This is a genomic window from Mesorhizobium sp. WSM4898 (genome assembly GCF_029625845.1).
In the GTDB taxonomy this organism is placed as follows: domain Bacteria; phylum Pseudomonadota; class Alphaproteobacteria; order Rhizobiales; family Rhizobiaceae; genus Mesorhizobium.
Genome location: NZ_JARTVQ010000004.1, coordinates 409,792 through 427,822, shown reverse-complemented (window position 1 = coordinate 427,822; position 18,031 = coordinate 409,792). Strand labels below are relative to the sequence as shown.

At 64.5% G+C, this 18,031-nt stretch carries 16 protein-coding genes; 6 read left to right on the top strand and 10 right to left on the bottom strand.

The features are described 5' to 3' along the window. Positions 1-24: 24 nt before the first annotated feature. The 5 genes from P9228_RS21350 to P9228_RS21330 form a co-directional block, all read right to left on the bottom strand. Positions 25-1,128, bottom strand: coding sequence for a mandelate racemase/muconate lactonizing enzyme family protein (locus tag P9228_RS21350; RefSeq protein WP_278055412.1), 1,104 nt, complete (start codon positions 1,126-1,128; stop codon positions 25-27). 27 nt (positions 1,129-1,155) lie between these two features. After that, positions 1,156-1,848, bottom strand: coding sequence for a GntR family transcriptional regulator (locus tag P9228_RS21345; protein WP_278055411.1), 693 nt, complete (start codon positions 1,846-1,848; stop codon positions 1,156-1,158). A gap of 161 nt (positions 1,849-2,009) precedes the next feature. After that, on the bottom strand, positions 2,010-3,164 hold the full coding sequence (locus P9228_RS21340) for an efflux RND transporter periplasmic adaptor subunit (RefSeq protein WP_278055408.1): 1,155 nt from the start codon (positions 3,162-3,164) through the stop codon (positions 2,010-2,012). A 14-nt stretch (positions 3,165-3,178) separates the two neighbouring features. Further along, complete coding sequence (locus P9228_RS21335; RefSeq protein WP_095800938.1) at positions 3,179-6,373, bottom strand: multidrug efflux RND transporter permease subunit; 3,195 nt, start codon at positions 6,371-6,373, stop codon at positions 3,179-3,181. Beyond that, positions 6,367-6,603, bottom strand: coding sequence for a hypothetical protein (locus tag P9228_RS21330; protein WP_278055405.1), 237 nt, complete (start codon positions 6,601-6,603; stop codon positions 6,367-6,369). Before P9228_RS21330 ends, P9228_RS21335 begins: the two co-directional genes overlap by 7 nt. Before the next feature lie 252 nt (positions 6,604-6,855). Between P9228_RS21330 and P9228_RS21325 the strand changes: the two genes are divergently transcribed. Beyond that, positions 6,856-7,437 carry a TetR/AcrR family transcriptional regulator gene (locus tag P9228_RS21325; RefSeq protein WP_095823937.1) on the top strand — a complete coding sequence of 194 codons (582 nt, stop codon included), beginning with the start codon at positions 6,856-6,858 and terminating at the stop codon, positions 7,435-7,437. 388 nt (positions 7,438-7,825) lie between these two features. On the opposite strand, the gene P9228_RS21320 is transcribed toward P9228_RS21325, so the two are convergent. The 5 genes from P9228_RS21320 to P9228_RS21300 all read right to left on the bottom strand — a co-directional run bounded on the left by P9228_RS21320 (position 7,826) and on the right by P9228_RS21300 (position 13,156). Further along, positions 7,826-8,848 (bottom strand): LacI family DNA-binding transcriptional regulator, encoded by a 1,023-nt coding sequence (locus tag P9228_RS21320; protein ID WP_067327781.1) that lies wholly within the window; start codon positions 8,846-8,848, stop codon positions 7,826-7,828. 55 nt (positions 8,849-8,903) lie between these two features. After that, positions 8,904-9,698: an ATP-binding cassette domain-containing protein gene (locus P9228_RS21315; protein WP_127246460.1), complete on the bottom strand. Its 795-nt coding sequence runs from the start codon at positions 9,696-9,698 to the stop codon at positions 8,904-8,906. A gap of 5 nt (positions 9,699-9,703) precedes the next feature. Further along, positions 9,704-10,690, bottom strand: a complete 987-nt coding sequence (locus P9228_RS21310) for an ABC transporter permease (protein ID WP_066988902.1) — start codon at positions 10,688-10,690, stop codon at positions 9,704-9,706. A gap of 104 nt (positions 10,691-10,794) precedes the next feature. Further along, the gene (locus tag P9228_RS21305; RefSeq protein ID WP_066988900.1) at positions 10,795-11,727 is read right to left on the bottom strand and encodes a substrate-binding domain-containing protein; all 933 of its coding nucleotides are present in this window, start codon (positions 11,725-11,727) and stop codon (positions 10,795-10,797) included. Between the two features lie 271 nt (positions 11,728-11,998). Further along, on the bottom strand, positions 11,999-13,156 hold the full coding sequence (locus P9228_RS21300; RefSeq protein WP_278055398.1) for a fumarylacetoacetate hydrolase family protein: 1,158 nt from the start codon (positions 13,154-13,156) through the stop codon (positions 11,999-12,001). 195 nt (positions 13,157-13,351) lie between these two features. On the opposite strand from P9228_RS21300, the gene P9228_RS21295 reads away from it, so the two are divergent. The 5 genes from P9228_RS21295 to P9228_RS21275 form a co-directional block, all read left to right on the top strand. Then, the gene (locus P9228_RS21295; RefSeq protein ID WP_127246458.1) at positions 13,352-14,635 is read left to right on the top strand and encodes an FAD-dependent oxidoreductase; all 1,284 of its coding nucleotides are present in this window, start codon (positions 13,352-13,354) and stop codon (positions 14,633-14,635) included. Between the two features lie 95 nt (positions 14,636-14,730). Next, positions 14,731-15,618 (top strand): ABC transporter permease, encoded by an 888-nt coding sequence (locus P9228_RS21290; protein ID WP_095776234.1) that lies wholly within the window; start codon positions 14,731-14,733, stop codon positions 15,616-15,618. After that, positions 15,615-16,436, top strand: a complete 822-nt coding sequence (locus P9228_RS21285; RefSeq protein WP_278055394.1) for an ABC transporter permease — start codon at positions 15,615-15,617, stop codon at positions 16,434-16,436. Before P9228_RS21290 ends, P9228_RS21285 begins: the two co-directional genes overlap by 4 nt. Before the next feature lie 27 nt (positions 16,437-16,463). Then, entirely contained in the window at positions 16,464-17,534 is a 1,071-nt protein-coding gene (locus tag P9228_RS21280; RefSeq protein WP_066988891.1) for an ABC transporter substrate-binding protein, read from the top strand. A 205-nt stretch (positions 17,535-17,739) separates the two neighbouring features. Beyond that, on the top strand, positions 17,740-18,031 hold a 292-nt coding region (locus P9228_RS21275; RefSeq protein ID WP_278055391.1), incomplete at its 3' end, for a helix-turn-helix transcriptional regulator.

The window sequence follows — 18,031 nt, the reverse complement described above, 5'->3', positions numbered from 1 at the left end:
GCGGCGCTGCTCCCGATCTTCATCTCAGCCGATCTCGAAGAAGGGCTTGCCGAGCAGGTCCGGCACCACGTCGATGCCGAGCCCGGCGCCGTCGGGAATGCCCATGCGGCTGCCCGCGACCGGCGGCTTGTTGGAGGCGGTGCGCACCGTCACCCATTCGTGGAAGGCGATGGCATGCAGACGGCGCTCCTCCGGTGTCGACAGCGACAGATGCGCCATCGCGGCGGTGTCGATCTCCGCGCCGCCGGTGTCTTCGATGGTGACCATGAAACCGAGCTCGACGGCGACGTCGCGGATCAGCCGCGTCTGCGTCACGCCGCCGAGGCGCGAGATCTTCAGCGTCAGCCCATCGGCCGCGCCACGGCGATGGATTTCCAGCATCTCGCCCAGCGATGTGACGGATTCGTCGAGCACCATCGGCTTGTCGAGCATGCGGCGCACCGACATATTCTCCTCGATCGTCGTGCAGGGCTGTTCGAATGTGTAGTCGATGCCGCGTGTGGCATCGGCGAACTGGCGCGCCTGGTAGGGCGTCCAGCCGGCATTGGCGTCGCAGAAGATCACCGTGCCCTTCGGCACGGCTGATGCGACGGCGCTCACTCGCTCGATGTCGTCGCGGACATTGCCGCCGACCTTGACCTGCAGCCGATGGCAGCCTTCGGCAACGATGCGCTTGGCAAGTGCCGCCATCTGGTCGACCGTTCCGTGGGTCACGACCCGGTAAAGTTCCGCCGTCTCGCTCTCGCGGCCGCCGAGCATCGCTACCAACGGCACGTCGGCCGCGCGGGCGGCGAGATCCCAGCACGCCATGTCAAGCGCGGCTTTGACGTAGGGATGGCCCTTGAACACCGTGTCCATCAACCTGCCGATGCCGGCCAGCCCGCGCGGGTCATGGCCGATGAGATGCGGCGCGATCTCCGGCACGCCCGCGCGCGTTCCCGCCGGAAACGCGGCCGAGTAGAAATTGCCGAGTGGCGCCATCTCGCCCCAGCCGGTCACGCCTGTGTCGGAAGTGATGGCGACGATCACCGCATCGAAACAGTCGGCGACCCGGCCCTTGGACATGCGGTAGGGCCCGTCCACGAAGGGCTGCACGACATGGTAGGCTTTTATGCTCTTGATCTTCACGTTTGTATCCGTTTGTCCGCGGGTTTGTCAGGCGCCCTTCGATGCGCGCTTTTCGAGGCTGCGCGCATAGGCAAGAAGCGCTTCGAAATCGTTGTCGATATGCACGCGGGCATGGCGCTGGGCGGCGCGCATGTCCGTGCCCTTGAGCAGCGCCACATAGGTTTCGTGCAGGTCCTCGGCCGGCACCGGCTCGTTCCGCGCACGCTGGTGCAGGGCGAAATACATTTGCAGCCGGCTGGTCAGCCGCTGCCAGGTTTCGAGCAGCACCGAATTGTCGGCCCACTCATAGACCAGCCCGTGCAGCTGCAGCGCCGTCTCGATCTGGCGCGTGGTGTCGAGCGCCCGGGTCGCCTGCTTCACCGCTTCATGGCGGCGGTCGAGCTCGTCGAAGAAACGCTGGTCGCGCTGCGGCCAGGCGAGCTCGATGGCGAAGTCGTCGAGCACCTTGTTGAGGGAATAGGCGTCGACGATGTCCTTGGCGGTGACGTCGACGACGAAGGTTCCGGCATAGGGAATGCTGGTCAGGATACCTTCCTGCACCAGCTCGCGCATCGCCTCGCGCAGCGGCGCGCGGCTTACCCGCATCTGCTCGGAAATGCGGAGTTCGTTGAGCTTCTGCCCAGGCTCCAGCTGGCCGGTCAGAATGGCGCGCCTGAGCAGCGCGACGATCTCGGCCCTGCGCGTCGTATCCGCGATCGGACTGAAATCCAGCTTTGACATGTGGGCCACTCCTGGATGAACCGACTGCAAGACAAGCAGATTGTCGACAATCCAACAAGAGGGTGGCTATCGATTTTTTCCCGGTTGCAGGCGCGCAAACAAAACGGCGCCCTCGATGTGGGTGTCGAGGGCGCCGTCGGACCGGGACTGATGGGGGATTATCAGCTGGCCGGTTTCGTTTCCGGCAAGGGAGAAACCGGCATTCCGGGTCCGATCTTCTGCAAATTGCCGGTGATCACCTGGTCGCTCTCGGAGATGCCTGAGGTGACGGAAATCAGGTCGCCGTCGGTCGGGCCGAGCGACACCAGCTTCTGGTCTACGGTGTTGTCTTTGCCGAGGACGTACAGGTATTTGCCGAGCTGGCTGGAACCCAGCGCCACCTGCGGCACCATCAGCGTATTGGGCTGCTCCTTCACATGCAGCCGGACGCGCACATACTGCCCGGGCAGCAGCGCGAACTTGGCGTTGCCGATCGTCGCCCGCGCCGTGATCGTGCCGGTCGAATGATCGATCGTGTTGTCGATGAAGGTGAGCTCGCCCTTCTGGCTGGGCTCGGTCTCGCCGGGCAACAGCACGTCGACCGCGATCGGACCGTTGGCCTTCGCTTGCTCGATCTCTACGAGGTCGGTCTCGCTCGGATTGAAGGTGACGTAGATCGGGTCGAGCTGCACCAGCGTGTTGAGAACCGTGCCGGCGACGCTCACCAGGGTACCGACCGAGGCTTGGTTGCGGCCGATCCGTCCGGAGAACGGTGCCTTGATCTCGGCATAGCCGAGATTGAGCTCGGCCGTCCGCACCGCCGCCTGGTCGACCGCGAGGGCGGCTTCGGCCGTGCGCAAGTTGCTGGTGCGCTGGTCGAAGCTGTCCTTGGCGAGGTACCCGGCCTTGGCAAGGTCGGTGCCACGGCCGAGGTTGGACCGCGCGTATTCGAGCGCTGCCGCGTCGCGCTGCACCTGCGCCTTCGCCTGGTCGAGCGCTGCCTGGTAGTCCTCGGGCGCGATCCGGTAAAGCTGGTCGCCCTGCCTGACGTCGCTGCCGTCCTGCGCCGTCTGCTCCTGCAGATAGCCCGGCACGCGCGCCTGCAGGGTGATGTTGCGGATCGGCTCGACGCGCGCGGCGTAGTCGAGATAGATCGGCAGCGTCTTCTTGACGACGTTGACCACCGGGACCGGCATGACGAACGCCTTGGGCGCAGGTGCCGCGCCCGCAGTGCTGGCGCTGAGGCTGAGATTGCCCATGTCGAGCAGGTGCACGCTTGCCACCGAGATTGCGCCCAGCGCGACCGCCGTTCCCAAAGCGATTTTCCATTTACGCATGTTGGTCTCCAATCCTATTCGGCCGCCTGGGCGAGCCGGACGGGCTCGGCGGTCGGTTCAATCTCTTGTTGGTGCGGGGCATGTTGAGGCCCCGCGGCAGGTTCGCTCTCGCCGCCGCGCTCGCGCAGCTTCTCGATCACCGCGTAGAAGACCGGCACGAAGACCAGCGACAGGATCGTCGCCGCCACCATGCCGCCGAAGACGGTGGTGCCGATCGACTGCCGGCTGGCGGCGCCCGCGCCGGTCGCGAACATCAGCGGCAGCACGCCGAGGATGAAGGCGAAGGCCGTCATCAGGATCGGCCGCAGCCTCAGCCGCGCGGCTTCCATGGCCGCCTCGACGATGGTCAGGCCTTCCTCGCGGCGCCGTCGGGCGAACTCGACGATCAGGATCGCGTTCTTCGCCGCCAGGCCGATCAGCATGACGAAACCGATCTGCGAGTAGACGTCGATCTGCATGCCGCGCAGCAAGAGCACGACGAAGGCGCCGAACAAAGCGAGCGGCACGGCGAGCAGCACCATGAAGGGCATCGCCCAGCTTTCATACTGCGCCGCCAGGATCAGGAAGACGAACACGATCGCCAGGCCGAACACGATCGAGGCGATCGATCCGGCCTGGAGCTCCTGATAGGTGATGCCGGTCCATTCATAGCCGAAGTCCCGCGGCAGCACGTTTGCCGCCGCCCGCTCCATCGCCGCGACCGCTTGTCCGGACGAGAAGCCTGGCGCCGCGCCGCCGTTGATGAGGGCGGATGCATTGTTGTTGTAATGCGGCACGGTCTCGGGACCGACGATCGGCACCAGCTTGCCCAGTGTGCTCAGCGGCACCATCCCGCCGGACGCATTGCGAACGTAGAGGCGCGAGATGTCGTTCGCGTTTCCGCGCGCGTCCTTGTCGGCCTGGATCGTCACCCGGAACGTGCGGCCGAAAAGGTTGAAGTCGTTGACGTAGAGGGAGCCGAGATAGATCTGCAGCGTGTTGAACACGTCGGGCAGGTTGAGGCCGAGCAGCTTCGCCTTGCTGCGGTCGAGGTCGTAGTTGAACTGCGGCGTCGAGGTCGAGAAGGACGAGAACAGCTGCTGCGGATTGAGCTCCGGCTGCTTGCGTGCTTCCGCGATCAGCGCCTGCGTGACCTCGTTGAGCGCGGCGCTGCCGCGGCCCGAAAGGTCTTCCACCTGGAATTCGAAGCCGCCGGTCGTGCCGAGGCCCGGGATCGAGGGTGGATCGAATGAGAGCGCAAACGCCTCCGGTATCTGCAGCAACTTGTTGCGCACCTCGGCGACCAGCTTCGATGCGTTCTGGTCGGGCCCGCGTTCGTCCCACGGCTTCAGGATGGCGAACTCCACCGCCGAGTTCGATTGCGCGGCGCTGGTGAGGAAGTTCAGGCCGCTGATCGAGCCGACGATGTCGACGCCGGGCGTGTTCTGCAGGATGTCGCGCGCCTTCTGCGCCACCGCGTCGGTGCGCTCCAGCGAAGCGCCGTCCGGCAACTGGATGACGACGAAGAAATAACCCTGGTCCTCCACCGGAAGGAAGGTCGAGGGCAGCTTCTGCCAGACGAAATAGGTGGCGACCAAGCCCGCCGCGAACAGGCCGAGCATGGCCCAGCGCAGCCGGATCAGAATGCGCACGCCATGCGCGTAGGCATGCGACAGCCAGTCGAAGCCGGCATTGAACCAGCGGAACAGCACGAACTGCGTTTCGCCGCGATGGCGCAGGAACGCGGCGCTCAGCGCCGGGCTCAGCGTCAGCGAGTTGAAGGCGGAGATGCCGACCGAGATCGCAACGGTAAGCGCGAACTGGTTGTAGAGCCGTCCCGAAACGCCGGGAATGAAGGCGACCGGGATGAACACCGCCATCAGCACCGCGGTGGTGGCGATGATTGGGCCAGTCACTTCGGCCATCGCCGCGCGCGTCGCGGCGAGCGGCTTGAGGCCGGCCTCCAGCTGTCGCTCGACGTTCTCGACCACGACGATGGCGTCGTCGACGACAAGGCCGATCGCCAGCACCATGCCGAGCAGCGAGAGCATATTGAGCGAGAAGCCCAGCATGTACATCACCGCCAGCGTCGCGATCAAAGACACCGGGATGGCGATGGTCGGGATGATGGTGGTGCGCCAGCTCTGCAGGAAGATAAAGACGACAGCCACCACCAGCACCAGCGCTTCGCCGAGCGTGATCAGCACGTCATGCATCGAGGCCGAGACGAAGCGCGTCGTATCGTAGTGCATGGCGTAGTGGACGCCCTTCGGGAAGCGCGCCGACAATTCCTGCATCTTGTCCTTGACCCGCTGCTGCAGGTCGAGCGCGTTGGAGCCGGGCATCTGGTAGACGGCGAGCACCACGGTCGGGTCCTTGCCGAAGAAGGCCGATGACGAATATTGCAGCGCGCCGAGCTCGATGCGGGCGACGTCGCGCAGACGCACGAGCGAGCCGTTCTGCGAGTTGGCGCGCACGACGATGTCGCCGAATTCCTTCGGGTCGCTCAAACGGCCGACCGCATTGACCTGCATCTCGAAGGCGGTGCCGGCCGGCGCCGGCGATTGGCCGATCTTGCCCGCCGCCACCTGCACGTTCTGCTCGGAAATGGCGTTCTGCACATCGACGGCGGTGATGCCGAGATTGGCCAGTTTGTCCGGATCGAGCCAGACGCGCATCGAATAGCGCCGTTCGCCGAAAATCTGCACGTCGCCGACGCCGGGCAGCCGCTTCAGCGGATCGACGACCTGGAGATAGGCGAGGTTGCTCAGCGCGACCGGATCGACCGAGCCGTCGGGCGAGGTGAGGTCGACGATCAGAACGAAGTTCGGGTTCTGCTTCTTGATCGTGACGCCGCCCTGGTTGACGATGGCCGGCAGGGAGGATGCGGCCTGCGAGACGCGGTTCTGGACGTCGACGGCCGCCGTGCTCAGCGGATAGCCGACGTCGAATGTGATGGTGATGGTCGAGGAGCCGTCATTCGAGCTCGTCGATGACATATAGGTCATGCCTTGCACGCCGTTGATCTGCTGCTCCAGCGGCGTGGTGACCGTATCGGCCACCACCTGCGCGCTGGCGCCTGGATAATGGGCGCTGACCACGACCTGCGGGGGCGTGATGTCAGGGAACTGCGAGACCGGCAGCAGGAAATAGGCGATCGCACCAGCGAGCACCATGATGATGGCGATCGCCGATGCGAAGATCGGGCGGTGGATGAAGAAGTTCACCATGACGCGGATGCCTCGCCGAACGGTTTTGCAAAATGGCGCATGCGCCGGGCCCGGACGGAACCGGAAACCTCCAGGAAGGATGGCGGGACATCTTCCGGCGCCTGTTCCGCGGCGCGCGAGCGCAGCATCCGTTCGAAGGCGTTGGGATCGACCCCATCAGCCTTCATCACCAGCCGGATCATCGGATCCCGGATGGCTTCGTCGATCGTCAGGTCTTTGCGCTTTTGCATAGGAGCGGCTCCTTGCTGCGGCCCGCATCGGATGATCACGGACCGCTTTTTCTCGTTTTCACCGGCCGAAGCCGCATGACAGGCAGGTTTTTCGTCCTATCTCACTCTGGCAGGGCTCTATCGGGGGGCCTTGTCGTTTGACGGGGAGCGATATAGGTGTTACCAGTAAGTAACATCTGAAAGTTACAGACCGGTAACACCCTAGTCAAGAGGTGACCTCGGTTTTTTTGGAAACGACGAAAGGAGAGCATGATGACTGACGGCGTTGCGGAACGTTCCCGCCCCCGGGATCGCATCCTGGAAACGGCGCAGGACATGTTCCACAAGCACGGGATCAAGGGCGTCGGCGTCGACGCCATCACGGAGGCTGCCGGCACCAACAAGATGACGCTCTATCGTCACTTCGAATCCAAGGACGATCTGATCATCGAATGCCTGCGCGCCACGGCGGCGAAGGCTTCAAGGATATGGGACGAGTTCGAGGCCGAGCATCCCGGCGACAAGCTCGCGCAGTTGCATGCCTGGGTCCGCAAGGCTTCAGAGCTGCTCAGCGCCGACAGTCGCGGCTGCGACATGGCCAATGCCGCCGTCGAGCTCACCGAGACCAATCACCCGGCACGGCGCGTCATCAAGGAACTGAAGGAAGCCCAGCGCGAGAAGCTGGTTGCGCTCTGCCGCGATGCCGGCATCGGCCAGGCCGAGTTGCTCGCCGATACGCTGTCGCTGTTGCTCGAAGGCGCGCGCGTCTCGATGCAGAGCGTTGGCGCCGAGGGCCCGAGCGCGCAGTTCGTGCGCATGGCCGAGAGCCTGATCGCCTCGTTCCGGGCACGCTGAAGGCGGCTTCCCCTGATGCGGCCGCTTCGCGGCCAGGCTAGCGCCGGCGCTGACCCGTCTCGTCTCTCCCCAGGAGAGTTCGGATTGCTCGAATTGCAAGGCAATTCGACTCGGCAATATCCGGGTGAGGGGCGCTCCGCCTAAGTGCAGGCAAAGAAAAAGCCCGCTGCCGGGAGGAGGAGGCAGCGGGCTTCGATTTCGAATACGGCGCGGGAGGAGGAGCACCGCATTCAGCGCCGGTGTCTGGGAGGAGGAAGACATCCGACGCGGCAATAATTACGATTTGCCCAACCATTCGGCAACCGCGAAACGTGCATAGCTGGTGTGCAGATTTGCCGGATCAATCGTCTGACAAATCAGTGAGGCGACGGCATGATGCCATTCGCGCCTACTGCACCGGCACGTTTTCCTTCATGATCAGCCGGGGCTCGATGAATTTCTTGGTCAGGTACGGCGCCGACGAGGCGATCGAGCCGAGCAGGCGGATCACTGCTTGCTCGGCAATCAGCCGGGCGTTCTGGTCGATGACCACGTCGGCGAGATCGTCGACGAGGTAGCGGCGCGTTTCCCTGGTCAGGTCATGGCAGATGAAGACGGGCTTTCTGCGCGGCTTGGCCTCGAGCAACGCCTTGGCCACGCCGGAGCGTCCGGCGCCGACGCAGTAGATGCCGAGCAGTTCCGGTTCGTTGTGCAAGGCCTTCATGGTCGCGCTGTAGCTGGCGTCGGGCTCGTCGTTGATCTCGACGGCGCTGGAGACGGTGAGATTGGGGAACTCTTCTGCGAGCACCGAGCGGAAACCCATCTCGCGCTCCTCGTGGCCGCGGTAGGAGCGCGAGCCAACGACCATCGCGAGGTGCCCGATCCGGCCGCCAAGGAAGCGGCCCATCAGCAGCGCCGCCGTGCGTCCGGCAACCCGGTTGTCGATGCCGACATACGCCGAGCGAGGGGCCGCGGGCACATCGGAAACCAGCGTGACCAGCCGAATGCCGGCCTCGACCAGCTCGCGCAAAATGTTGCGCGTGCGTGGATGGTCGACGGCGATGACGCCAACGCCGTTGGCCTTGAGCGAGAGGTTCTCGATCGCGCCCTGCAGCGCGCCCGGCGAGATCCCGGCGAGATTGTGGATGCGGCAGGAGGCGACCAGCGGCAGGCGCCCTGCAAAGTCCTCGATATGATGGGCAAGGTCGGCCATGAAGGCGTTGCTGCCGATCGGCAGGAAGAATTCGAGATGCGCCGGCTTCGACGGCAGCACGACTTGATCGAGCGTCGGCAGATAGCCGAGCTGCTTTGCCGCCTCCAAGACGCGCTGCCGGTTGGCCGCGCTTGCGCCCGGCCTGTTGTTGAGCACTCGGTCGACCGTCGCGGTCGACAGGCCGCAGCTTCTGGCGATGTCGGCTACGGTCGCTTTCATGGGTCCGGTCATGGGATAGGATCGAGCCCCAGGCAAAAATCAAGGTCAGGCCAAATCAGCCATGCGGCTGCGGGCCGTCGGAAATCGCATCGCGGATCTCCTTGTCCGACATGCCGGTGATGACGCGTTCGACGTCCGCTACTGTGGTCTTCTTCGGATCGATATCATCGGCCACCACCTTGCCGCGGCGCATCACCACGATGCGGTCGACGACCTGGAACACGTGGTGGATGTTGTGGGCGATGAAGATGCAGGAGTGGCCGGAATCGCGGGCGCCGCGCACGAAGCTCAACACCCCTTGCGTCTCGGCGACGCCGAGATTGTTGGTCGGCTCGTCGAGGATGATGAGGTCGCTGTCGAAATGCATGGCGCGCGCGATCGCCACTGCTTGCCGCTCGCCGCCTGATAGCGAGCCGATCGGCGTCGTCGGCGGGATGTTTTTGGAGATGCCGACCTGCTTGAGCAGGTCGCGCGCCACCGTGTTCATCGCCTCCTGGTCCATGCGGTTGAGGAAACGCGGCGGTTTGATCGGCTCGCGCCCCAGGAACAGGTTGCGGGCGATCGACAGCTGCGTGACAAGCGCGGAGTCCTGATAGATCGTCTCGATGCCTTCAGCGATCGCGTCGCTGGTGCTGCGGAAATTCACCTTCTTGCCGCGCACGAAAATGTCGCCGCTGGTCAGCGGCACCGCGCCCGACAGCACCTTGATCAGCGTCGATTTGCCGGCGCCGTTGTCGCCGAGCAGGCCGACGATCTCCTTTTCGTTGACGTGGAAGTTGGCATCCACCAGCGCCTGTACGCGCCCATAGGACTTGCGGATGTTCGTCATGCGGATCAGAGGCTCGGCCATCGTCTTCAAGTCCCTGCCTGGTGCCGGCGTTCGAGCCATGAGTGCAGCGCCATCATCCCGAGGATGATCGCGCCAATGAAGATGTTGTAGGCAAGTCCCGGAACGCCGATCAGCACGATGCCGTTGCGCATGACGCGCAGGATCAGGATGCCGAGCACCGTGCCGATAATGGTGCCGCGGCCGCCGGTCAGCGCCGTGCCGCCGATGACCACCATGGCGATGACCTCGAGCTCGTAGCCGGTGCCGCTGTTCGGATTGGCGGCCGAGGTGCGCAGCGACGAGATCACGCCGGCGAGCGAGGCCATCACCGCCGACAGGATGAACAGGCCGATCTTGACCCGGCTGACATTGACGCCGCGGGCGCGCGCCGCGTTGGGATTGCCGCCGGCCGCCTGGATCCAGTTGCCGGTGCGGCTTTGCGTCAGCACATAACCGAGCGCGATCGCGGCGCCGATGAACCAGAACAGCGAGGCATAGATGCGGAACGGGCCGACGTAGAAGTCGCCGACCAGGATGTCCGCAAGCCAGCTGCCTTCGGCGCTCCAGGTGCGCTGCGGAAAGCCGTCGGTGACGAAAAGCGCGGTGCCGCGCACGACGAGCAGCATCCCGAGCGTGACCAGGAAGGACGGGATCTTGAGCTGCGTGACGAACCAGCCATTGACAAGCCCGATCAAGGCCGCGACCACCAGCGCGATGGCTAAGCCCATCTCCAGCGAGGTGACCCCGCCGTTGAACAGCGTCCACATCAGCACCGGCGAGAAGCCGAACAACGAGCCGACCGACAGGTCGAATTCGCCCGACGTCATCAGCAAGGTCATCGCCAGCGCGATCAGCCCAAGCTCGACGGTGAAGGCAAGGATGTTCGAGATGTTCTGCGGCGACAGGAAATCCGGATTGATGCCCCAGAAGATGACGAGTTCGACGATCAGCAGCACCAACGGCCCGAATTCCGGCCGCGCGATGAAACTTTGGATGAAGGAACGGTTTTCCATTGGGCCCGCGATGTGAATGATTGGCGAGCCCGCTGCGATCAGTCAGGACTCGACGGTCCAGGAAGCGATCGCGGCCCGAAAGCCGCGACCGTTAATGTCAGCAATTACTTGCCGGACAGGATCTTGTCATAAACGCCGGCAGTATCCTTTTCATAGAGCGCGCCGGTGATGACGTTGAAGCCCGGAGGAATGCCGGCAGACGCCATCGCCGCCATCGAAAGCGCGATGTAGCTGGTCGCCTGCGGGTCCTGCCACTGCGCGGCGTTGACATAGCCGTTCAGCACTTCCTGGGTGGTGTCGAGCGAGTTGCCCCAGCCGACAACGGGGATCTCGCCCGGCTTGACGCCGACTTGGTCGAAGACGCGCTTGACCGAGCCTGTGACGAGGTCGCCGAGGCCGATGATTGCCTTCACCTTGCCCTTGTGGGCGGTGAGATAGTCGACCATGCGGTTGATCACTTCGGCCTGGTCGAGCGTCGCCTCGGTCACCTCATAGGTGATGCCGAGCGGCTCGAACACGCTCTTGATGCCTTCCTCTTCCTGCACGCCATAGGTGGCGCCGGGCACCTCCACCGGCATCCATACGAAGTCGCCCTTCTTCACCAGGCCCTTGTCGACCAGATACTGCGCCCAGTGCTTGCCGAAGGTGACGTTGTCGCCGCCGACATAGGCGTTGAAGTTGGCCTTCGGGTCGGGCGTGTTGAAGTTGATGATCGGAATGTTGGCCGCACGGGCCTCCTTGACGATCTCGACGAGGCTGCCCGGATCGGGGCTGGTGGTGACGATGCCGTCGGCCTTGGCCGAGATGGCGGCGCGAACAGCCTCCTGCTGCGAGGCAACGTCGCCATTGTGGAACGAGGTGTTCACCTTGTTGCCGGTGTCGGTCGCCCATTGCTTGGCACCGGCCAGGAAGTAGGTCCAGACCGGATCGGCCGGCCCGCCATGCGAAATCCAGTAGAAGGTCTTGGCCTCGGCCATCGCCGGAATGGCGATTGCCGCGATCAAGCCAAGCACGAACAGTCTCAGCCTCGAAAGCATCGATTTCCTCCCATGTTGAAAACCACCTCCACATCAGGCGCGATGCGGTCCTCAAGGATCGCATCTTCCTGCCCGCGCCGACCGGACGCCTCTAGAGCATTCCCTTTTTCGGCCGCTGGCAAGCCTCGATCGTCAATGGATGTTGGCACAGCTCCGCACGCCATCAGCAATCCCATCAGATTGCATCAGTTACCGTGATATTTTCCCGGCAAACGCCGCTGCGCTCATCAGCCTCCAGTGATGAGCAAGCGTATGCCGTTGTGATCCGCTGCTAGATCAGACCGGCTCTGGCGAGGTCGCGCATCAGGTGGCTGGCGCCGTAGGTCCAGGGCGGGCAGTCGGGCGACAGGCGCACCCGGTTGGTCAGCGCGCCCAACTTTTCCGACGAGATGGTGACGGTGTCGCCGACCTTGTGGGTGAAGCCCTTGCCCTTTTCGCCGCGATCCTTCGACGGCACGAACATGGTGCCGAGATAGAGCGCCAGCCCGTCCGGGTACTGGTGATGCGGTCCCATCGCGGCTTTGACCAGCTCTTCCGGCGAGCGGCTGATCTCGGCCATCGAGCTTGCGCCCTCTAGCGAAAATCCGTCCTCGCCCTCGACGCTGAGCCGCACCGTGGCGCGCTTCACGTCGGCGATGGAAAAGGTCTCGTCGAAGAGCCGGATGAAAGGTCCAAGCGAGGCGGAAGCATTGTTGTCCTTGGCCTTGCCGAGCAGCAGCGCCGAGCGTCCTTCGACATCGCGCAGATTGACATCGTTGCCGAGCGTGGCGCCGACGATGCGGCCTAAGCTGTCGGCGATCATGGCGATCTCCGGCTCCGGATTGTTCCAGGTGGAGACCGGATGCAGCCCGACATCGGCGCCGAAGCCGACGGAGGCCATCGGCTGGCATTTGGTGAAGATCTCGGCATCGGGGCCGATGCCCACTTCCAGATATTGCGACCAGACGCCGCGCGCAATCAGCTTGGCCTTGATCTCCATCGCTTCCGGCGAGCCTGGCTTGAGCTTGGAGAGATCATGGCCGATCAGCCCGGCGATGTCGGCGCGGATGGCGTCGGCCTTTTCCGCGGAGCCGCGCGCCTGCTCCTCGATGACGCGCTCGAGCAGGCTGACGACGAAGGTGACGCCGGAAGCCTTCACCGCCTGCAGGTCGACGGGGGAGAGCAGGATCGGCTTCTTGGCGTCGCGCTGAGACTCGAAGCTGTTGGCTGCGATGTCTTCCAGTGTGCCGATCGCCTTGGCCCGGGCCGAGCGCACGTAGGCGGCCGGGTCCTTCAGCTCGCAGAGGTCGCGCACGGTAGGCGCCGCGCTCGACGTGATGTCGATGACCTCGCCTGCGCGCACCGTGACCACCAGCGGATGGGAGGCTTCGCTGATCCTGGCGCGGCCGACGAAAAGGCCGTCGCCAGGGAGGCGGGTTAAATCGGTCATGGTCTTCTGTCCTCTCGATTGTCGCGCGTCACTTTCCCCGGATTTAAGGCAAACGTCTATCCCATCGATGGCGAGGTTATGAGCCAATGGCATGCTGTCACATAGCCAAGCGCCGACTGGCCCATCGGGTCCCCTTTCAAGCTCATGAAATCAGCAATAGGATTTTCACGAGCCTCCAGCGCCTCAGGTGACCAATTGCCCGCAGCCTTTTCCGATCCGATCTGGCAAAAGCCCCCAACAGCTCCGGCGTTGCAGTCCGAGCTGTCGAGCGACGGCACGCTCGACGCGGTGATCGTCGGCGGCGGCATCATGGGTCTGTCGACCGCCTTGCACGCGGCCCGCGCCGGTCTTTCCGTCCAGGTGCTGGATGCCGGCGCGATCGGGCAGGGCGCGTCGGGCTTGAACGGCGGCCAGGTCATTCCCGGCCTCAAATATGATCCCGAATGGCTGATCGAGCACTTTGGCAAGGAGCGCGGCGAGGCCCTGGTCGACTTCGCCGCCTCGACGGCCGACGCGGTGTTCGACGTGATCCGTGACGAGAAGCTTGCGGTGCCGTTCACGCGGAACGGTTGGATCCAGGCCGCGCACACCGAGACCGCATTGAAGGCGGCGGCGAACCGGGATCGGCAATGGCGGGCTCGCGGCGCCGACGTCAAGCTGCTCGACCGAGCCGAGATCGCCGCGATGACCGGCGCCAAGGGCTATCTTGGCGGCTGGCTCGACCGCCGCGCCGGCGTCATCGATCCGCTGTCCTACACGCTCGAGCTTGCCCGCGTCGCCTCGGACGTCGGCGTCGGGATCGCCGAACAGCAGCGGGTGGTGAGGCTCACCAAGGAAGCGGGCGTCTGGCGGGTCTCCACGCAAGGCGGCGCCGAACTGCGCGCGAAGGCGGTCGTGCTCGCCACCAACGCCTATACGGACGGCCTGCTCCCCGGGCTTGCCGGGACGATTGTGCCTCTGCATTCCTTCCAGATCGCCACGGCGCCGCTGCCGGCCGAGCTTGCGGCAAGCATCCTGCCCGGGGGGCAAGCCGTTTCCGATTCCCGCCGCATCTTGGTCTATTACCGCAAGGGCCCTGATGGCCGGATGGTGTTGGGTGGACGCGGCCGCATGGCCCTGCCTTCAAGCGCGGCCGACTGGGCGCATTGCGAACGCGCGCTGCTGCGCCTCTATCCGGCGCTTGCCGGCATCGCCGTCGAAAAGCGCTGGTTCGGCCGTGTGGCGATGACCCCGGATCATCTTCCGCACCTGCATGAGCCGGAAAAGGGCCTGCTCGCCGTGGTCGGTTGCCAGGGCAGGGGCGTCGGGCTGATGAGCGCGCTGGGCAAGCGCATGGCGGGTTACCTCGCGACCGGCGATGTCAGTCAATTGCCTTTCCCGCTGTCGCCGATCCGGCCGATCCCGCTCCACGCCTTCCGCCAGGTCGGCGTTGCCGCCACCATCGCCTGGTATCGGATGCTGGATGCCTTCGAGCGCTGAGTTGAACGCGTGCAGCGCATCACCGATTTAGCTTGACAGTTTCAGGAATATGAAAAATCATTGGCGGATTTCAAAATCCGATGGGCAGCTAGCAGATGTCCACCATCGTTGCAGCGCGGCCATCGCCGGAAACCCGCATCTCGCCGGTCTTCCGCTTTGCCATGCTGTTGCCCGGCGGGCTGGTCACCTTCTTCCTCATCCTCTTTGCCCTCGGCCTTGTGCTCTTCCTTGCCTTCAGGAGCAATGACGGCTCGCTGCTCGGCGCCGGCTTGACGGCGGCAAACTTCGTAACTGTGGCCACCGATCCGCTCTACTGGACGGTGACGCTGCGCTCGCTGGTCATCGCCGGCCTGGTGACGCTCGCCACCGTCGCTACTGCATATCCGGTCGCCTACTACCTCGCCTTCCATGCCGGCCGTCGGCGCAACCTGCTGCTCTTCCTGGTCACGCTGCCGTTCTGGACCAGCTACCTTTTGCGCGTCTTTGCCTGGAAGATCGTGCTTGCCTATAACGGCGTCCTGAACTCGGCTTTCATCGAAAGCGGCCTCTGGTCGGAGCCGACGCTCGCCTTCCTCAACACGCCGGCGGCGGTGGTGGTGACGCTTGCGCACGCCTACGCGCCTTTCGCCATCCTGCCCATCTACGTGGCGCTGGATACCATCCCGAAATCGCTGCTCGAAGCCGCCTCCGATCTCGGCGCGCGCCCGTTCACGTCGTTCCGCCGCGTCGTGCTGCCCAATTCGATGCCGGGCGTGCTGGCGGCGGCTCTCGTCGTCTTCGTGCCGACCGTCGGCGACTATGTCACGCCGGCTATGGTCGGCGGCCCGGCCAGCACCATGATCGGCACGCTGATCCAGTCGCAATTCGGCAAGGCCAATGACTGGCCGTTCGGCGCGGCCCTGTCGGTCTGCGTCATGCTGGTCATCCTGTGCGTGGTCCTGGTCGCGCGCGGCGCCGACCGCCGGTTTGGCAGCCGCACATGAGCGCGGCGCGCAAAGAGGCAAATGCGGGCGGTCGCTGGCTCGGCCTCTATGTGCTTGCCTATCTCGTCTTCCTCTATCTGCCTATCCTTTTGATCCCGCTGTTTTCCTTCAACGATTCCATCCAGGCGGCGTTTCCGCTGCAGGGCTTCACGCTCGGTTGGTACGAGACCCTCTACGGCAATCCGGCGCTGTCCGGCGCTTTGGCCAACAGTCTCGTCATCGGTGTCGTTGCTGCCTCGGGGGCAACGCTTTGCGGCATCACCGTTTCCTATATGGACCTTTACGGCCGCTCGCCGCTCGCGGCTACGATCAGTGCCATAGCCCGGCTGCCGATCCTAATCCCCGGCGTCATCGTCGGCATCTCGCTCTTGATCCTGGTCAATCTCATTGGCCTCGGCCCGTCGCGCGTTGCAATCGTGCTCGGCCATATCCTGGTGGCGCTGCCGACGACGGTGGTGGTGATGCGCAGTCGATTCGCCGCGATCCCAAAGACCATTCGCGAGGCGGCGCTCGACCTTGGGGCGTCGGACTGGACAACGTTCCGGCGCGTCATGCTTCCGCTCAGCCTGCCGGCGGTGCTGTCGGCCTTCATGCTCGCCTTCCTGACCTCCTTCGACGAGTTCATCGTCGTCTTCTTCCTCGCCGGCACCGAGCCGACGCTGCCGCTCTACATTTGGAGCCAACTGCGCTTCCCGCGTTCGCTGCCCACGGTGATGGCGCTCGGAACGGTGATCCTGGCCGTGTCCTTCGTCATCGCCACCCTCGCCGAGATCCTGCGCCATCGCGGCCTCGGCGCCACGCGCCGCAATCCAGCCTGAACCACAACAAAGAAGAGGAGAACGAAAATGACAGTCCACCTGAAATCGATCACGGGATACAAGGCCCGCGCGGGTCTAGCCGCACTCGCCCTGGCGCTGTCGTCGACCGTCGCTTTGGCTGCCGACAAGCTGCAATATTTCACCTGGTCGGGCTACGAGCTGCCCGACTTCAACAAGAGCTTCCTCACCGCGCATCCGGACGGCGTCGAGGCCACGATCTTCGGCGATGACGACGATGCCTTCACCAAGGTCAAGGCCGGCTTCCGGCCCGACATCGCCCATCCCTGCTACGACAAGGTGGCGCGCTGGAACAAGGAAGGCCTGCTGCAGCCGATCGACACCAAGCGCATCAAGAACTGGGATTCGATCTTTCCGGTGTTCAAGAACCTGCCCGACCTGCAGGCCGGCGACGGCAAGGTCTGGATGGTGCCGTGGGACTGGGGCAACACCTCGATCCTCTACCGCACCGATCTGGTCAAGAACCCCGAGGCGAGCTGGAACCTTCTGTGGGACAAGCAATATGCCGGCCGCATGGCGACCATCGACGCCGTGCATGACACGCCGATCGTCGCGGCACTTCTGGCAGGCGTGAACCCCTTCGACATGACGCCGGAGCAGATGGAAAAAGTCGCGGCGAAACTGCGCGAGCAGCGGCCGCTGCTGTCGAGCTACACCACCGACATGACCTCGGTCGAGCAGGCGCTGGCCAGCGGCCAGTTGGTCGCCGCCATGACCTGGAACGCGTCGGCCACGTCGCTGAAGAAGCAGGGCGTGCCGGTCGAGTTCATGAAGCCGAAGGAAGGCATGCTCACCTGGGCCTGCGGCTTCGTCATGCTGAAGGACGCCAAGAACGTCGATCTCGCCTATGACTTCATCAACAGCCGGCTCGACGCCGATTCGGGCAAGTACCTCATCCAGTCCTACGGCTATGGCAGCTCGCTTTCGACCGCCTTCGCCGGCGTGTCGAAAGACGAGCTGGACAAGCTGCAGCTGCCGGCGGATCCCGACGTGATGCTGAAGAGCACGATCTTCACCGGACCGATGAAGCAGAACGACGACGTCGCCAAGATGTTCGAGAAGGTGAAAGCCGGCGGCTGAGCGCACTTGCCTTCTCTCCCTGTGGGAGAAGGTGGATCGGCGCGCAGCGCCGAGACGGATCAGGGGTGATCCAGGGAACGCCGACGTCTCACTTCGCTGGAGCGCCCCTCATCCGTCGCGTTCGGCGACACCTTCTCCCACAAGGGGGGAAGGGGGGCCTGGCGGCGCTGCGCCGCACCGGTGGAAAGACAACAAGGACTATTTGATGGACATTGCCGACGAAGCAAAACCGAAGGACGATGCCGACGTGCGTGTCGGCCGGCGCGTGCGGGCGCTGAGGCTCGAGCGCAAGCTGTCGCTGGCCGAGCTCGCAGCCAAGGCCGGCATATCGATCGGCGCGCTCAGCCAGATCGAGCGCGGCATGTCCTCGCTGCGCGTCAAGGTGATCTGGCCGCTGGCCGCCGCCCTCGACATCGAGCCCTCGGCCCTGATCGCCGACGGCGATGAAGCGGTCAACGACCTCTACTGCGTGCGCGCCGACAAGCGGCGCGCAATCC

What these genes read in the sequence shown, in the direction of transcription:
- P9228_RS21300 (WP_278055398.1), bottom strand. Translation starts at nt 13,156, where the DNA reads ATGACCGATTTAACCCGCCTCCCTGGCGACGGCCTTTTCGTCGGCCGC.
- P9228_RS21315 (WP_127246460.1), bottom strand. Translation starts at nt 9,698, where the DNA reads ATGGCCGAGCCTCTGATCCGCATGACGAACATCCGCAAGTCCTATGGG.
- P9228_RS21280 (WP_066988891.1), top strand. Translation starts at nt 16,464, where the DNA reads ATGACAGTCCACCTGAAATCGATCACGGGATACAAGGCCCGCGCGGGT.
- P9228_RS21335 (WP_095800938.1), bottom strand. Translation starts at nt 6,373, where the DNA reads ATGGTGAACTTCTTCATCCACCGCCCGATCTTCGCATCGGCGATCGCC.
- P9228_RS21305 (WP_066988900.1), bottom strand. Translation starts at nt 11,727, where the DNA reads ATGCTTTCGAGGCTGAGACTGTTCGTGCTTGGCTTGATCGCGGCAATC.
- P9228_RS21325 (WP_095823937.1), top strand. Translation starts at nt 6,856, where the DNA reads ATGACTGACGGCGTTGCGGAACGTTCCCGCCCCCGGGATCGCATCCTG.
- P9228_RS21330 (WP_278055405.1), bottom strand. Translation starts at nt 6,603, where the DNA reads ATGCAAAAGCGCAAAGACCTGACGATCGACGAAGCCATCCGGGATCCG.
- P9228_RS21340 (WP_278055408.1), bottom strand. Translation starts at nt 3,164, where the DNA reads ATGCGTAAATGGAAAATCGCTTTGGGAACGGCGGTCGCGCTGGGCGCA.
- P9228_RS21320 (WP_067327781.1), bottom strand. Translation starts at nt 8,848, where the DNA reads ATGAAAGCGACCGTAGCCGACATCGCCAGAAGCTGCGGCCTGTCGACC.
- P9228_RS21345 (WP_278055411.1), bottom strand. Translation starts at nt 1,848, where the DNA reads ATGTCAAAGCTGGATTTCAGTCCGATCGCGGATACGACGCGCAGGGCC.
- P9228_RS21290 (WP_095776234.1), top strand. Translation starts at nt 14,731, where the DNA reads ATGTCCACCATCGTTGCAGCGCGGCCATCGCCGGAAACCCGCATCTCG.
- P9228_RS21285 (WP_278055394.1), top strand. Translation starts at nt 15,615, where the DNA reads ATGAGCGCGGCGCGCAAAGAGGCAAATGCGGGCGGTCGCTGGCTCGGC.
- P9228_RS21310 (WP_066988902.1), bottom strand. Translation starts at nt 10,690, where the DNA reads ATGGAAAACCGTTCCTTCATCCAAAGTTTCATCGCGCGGCCGGAATTC.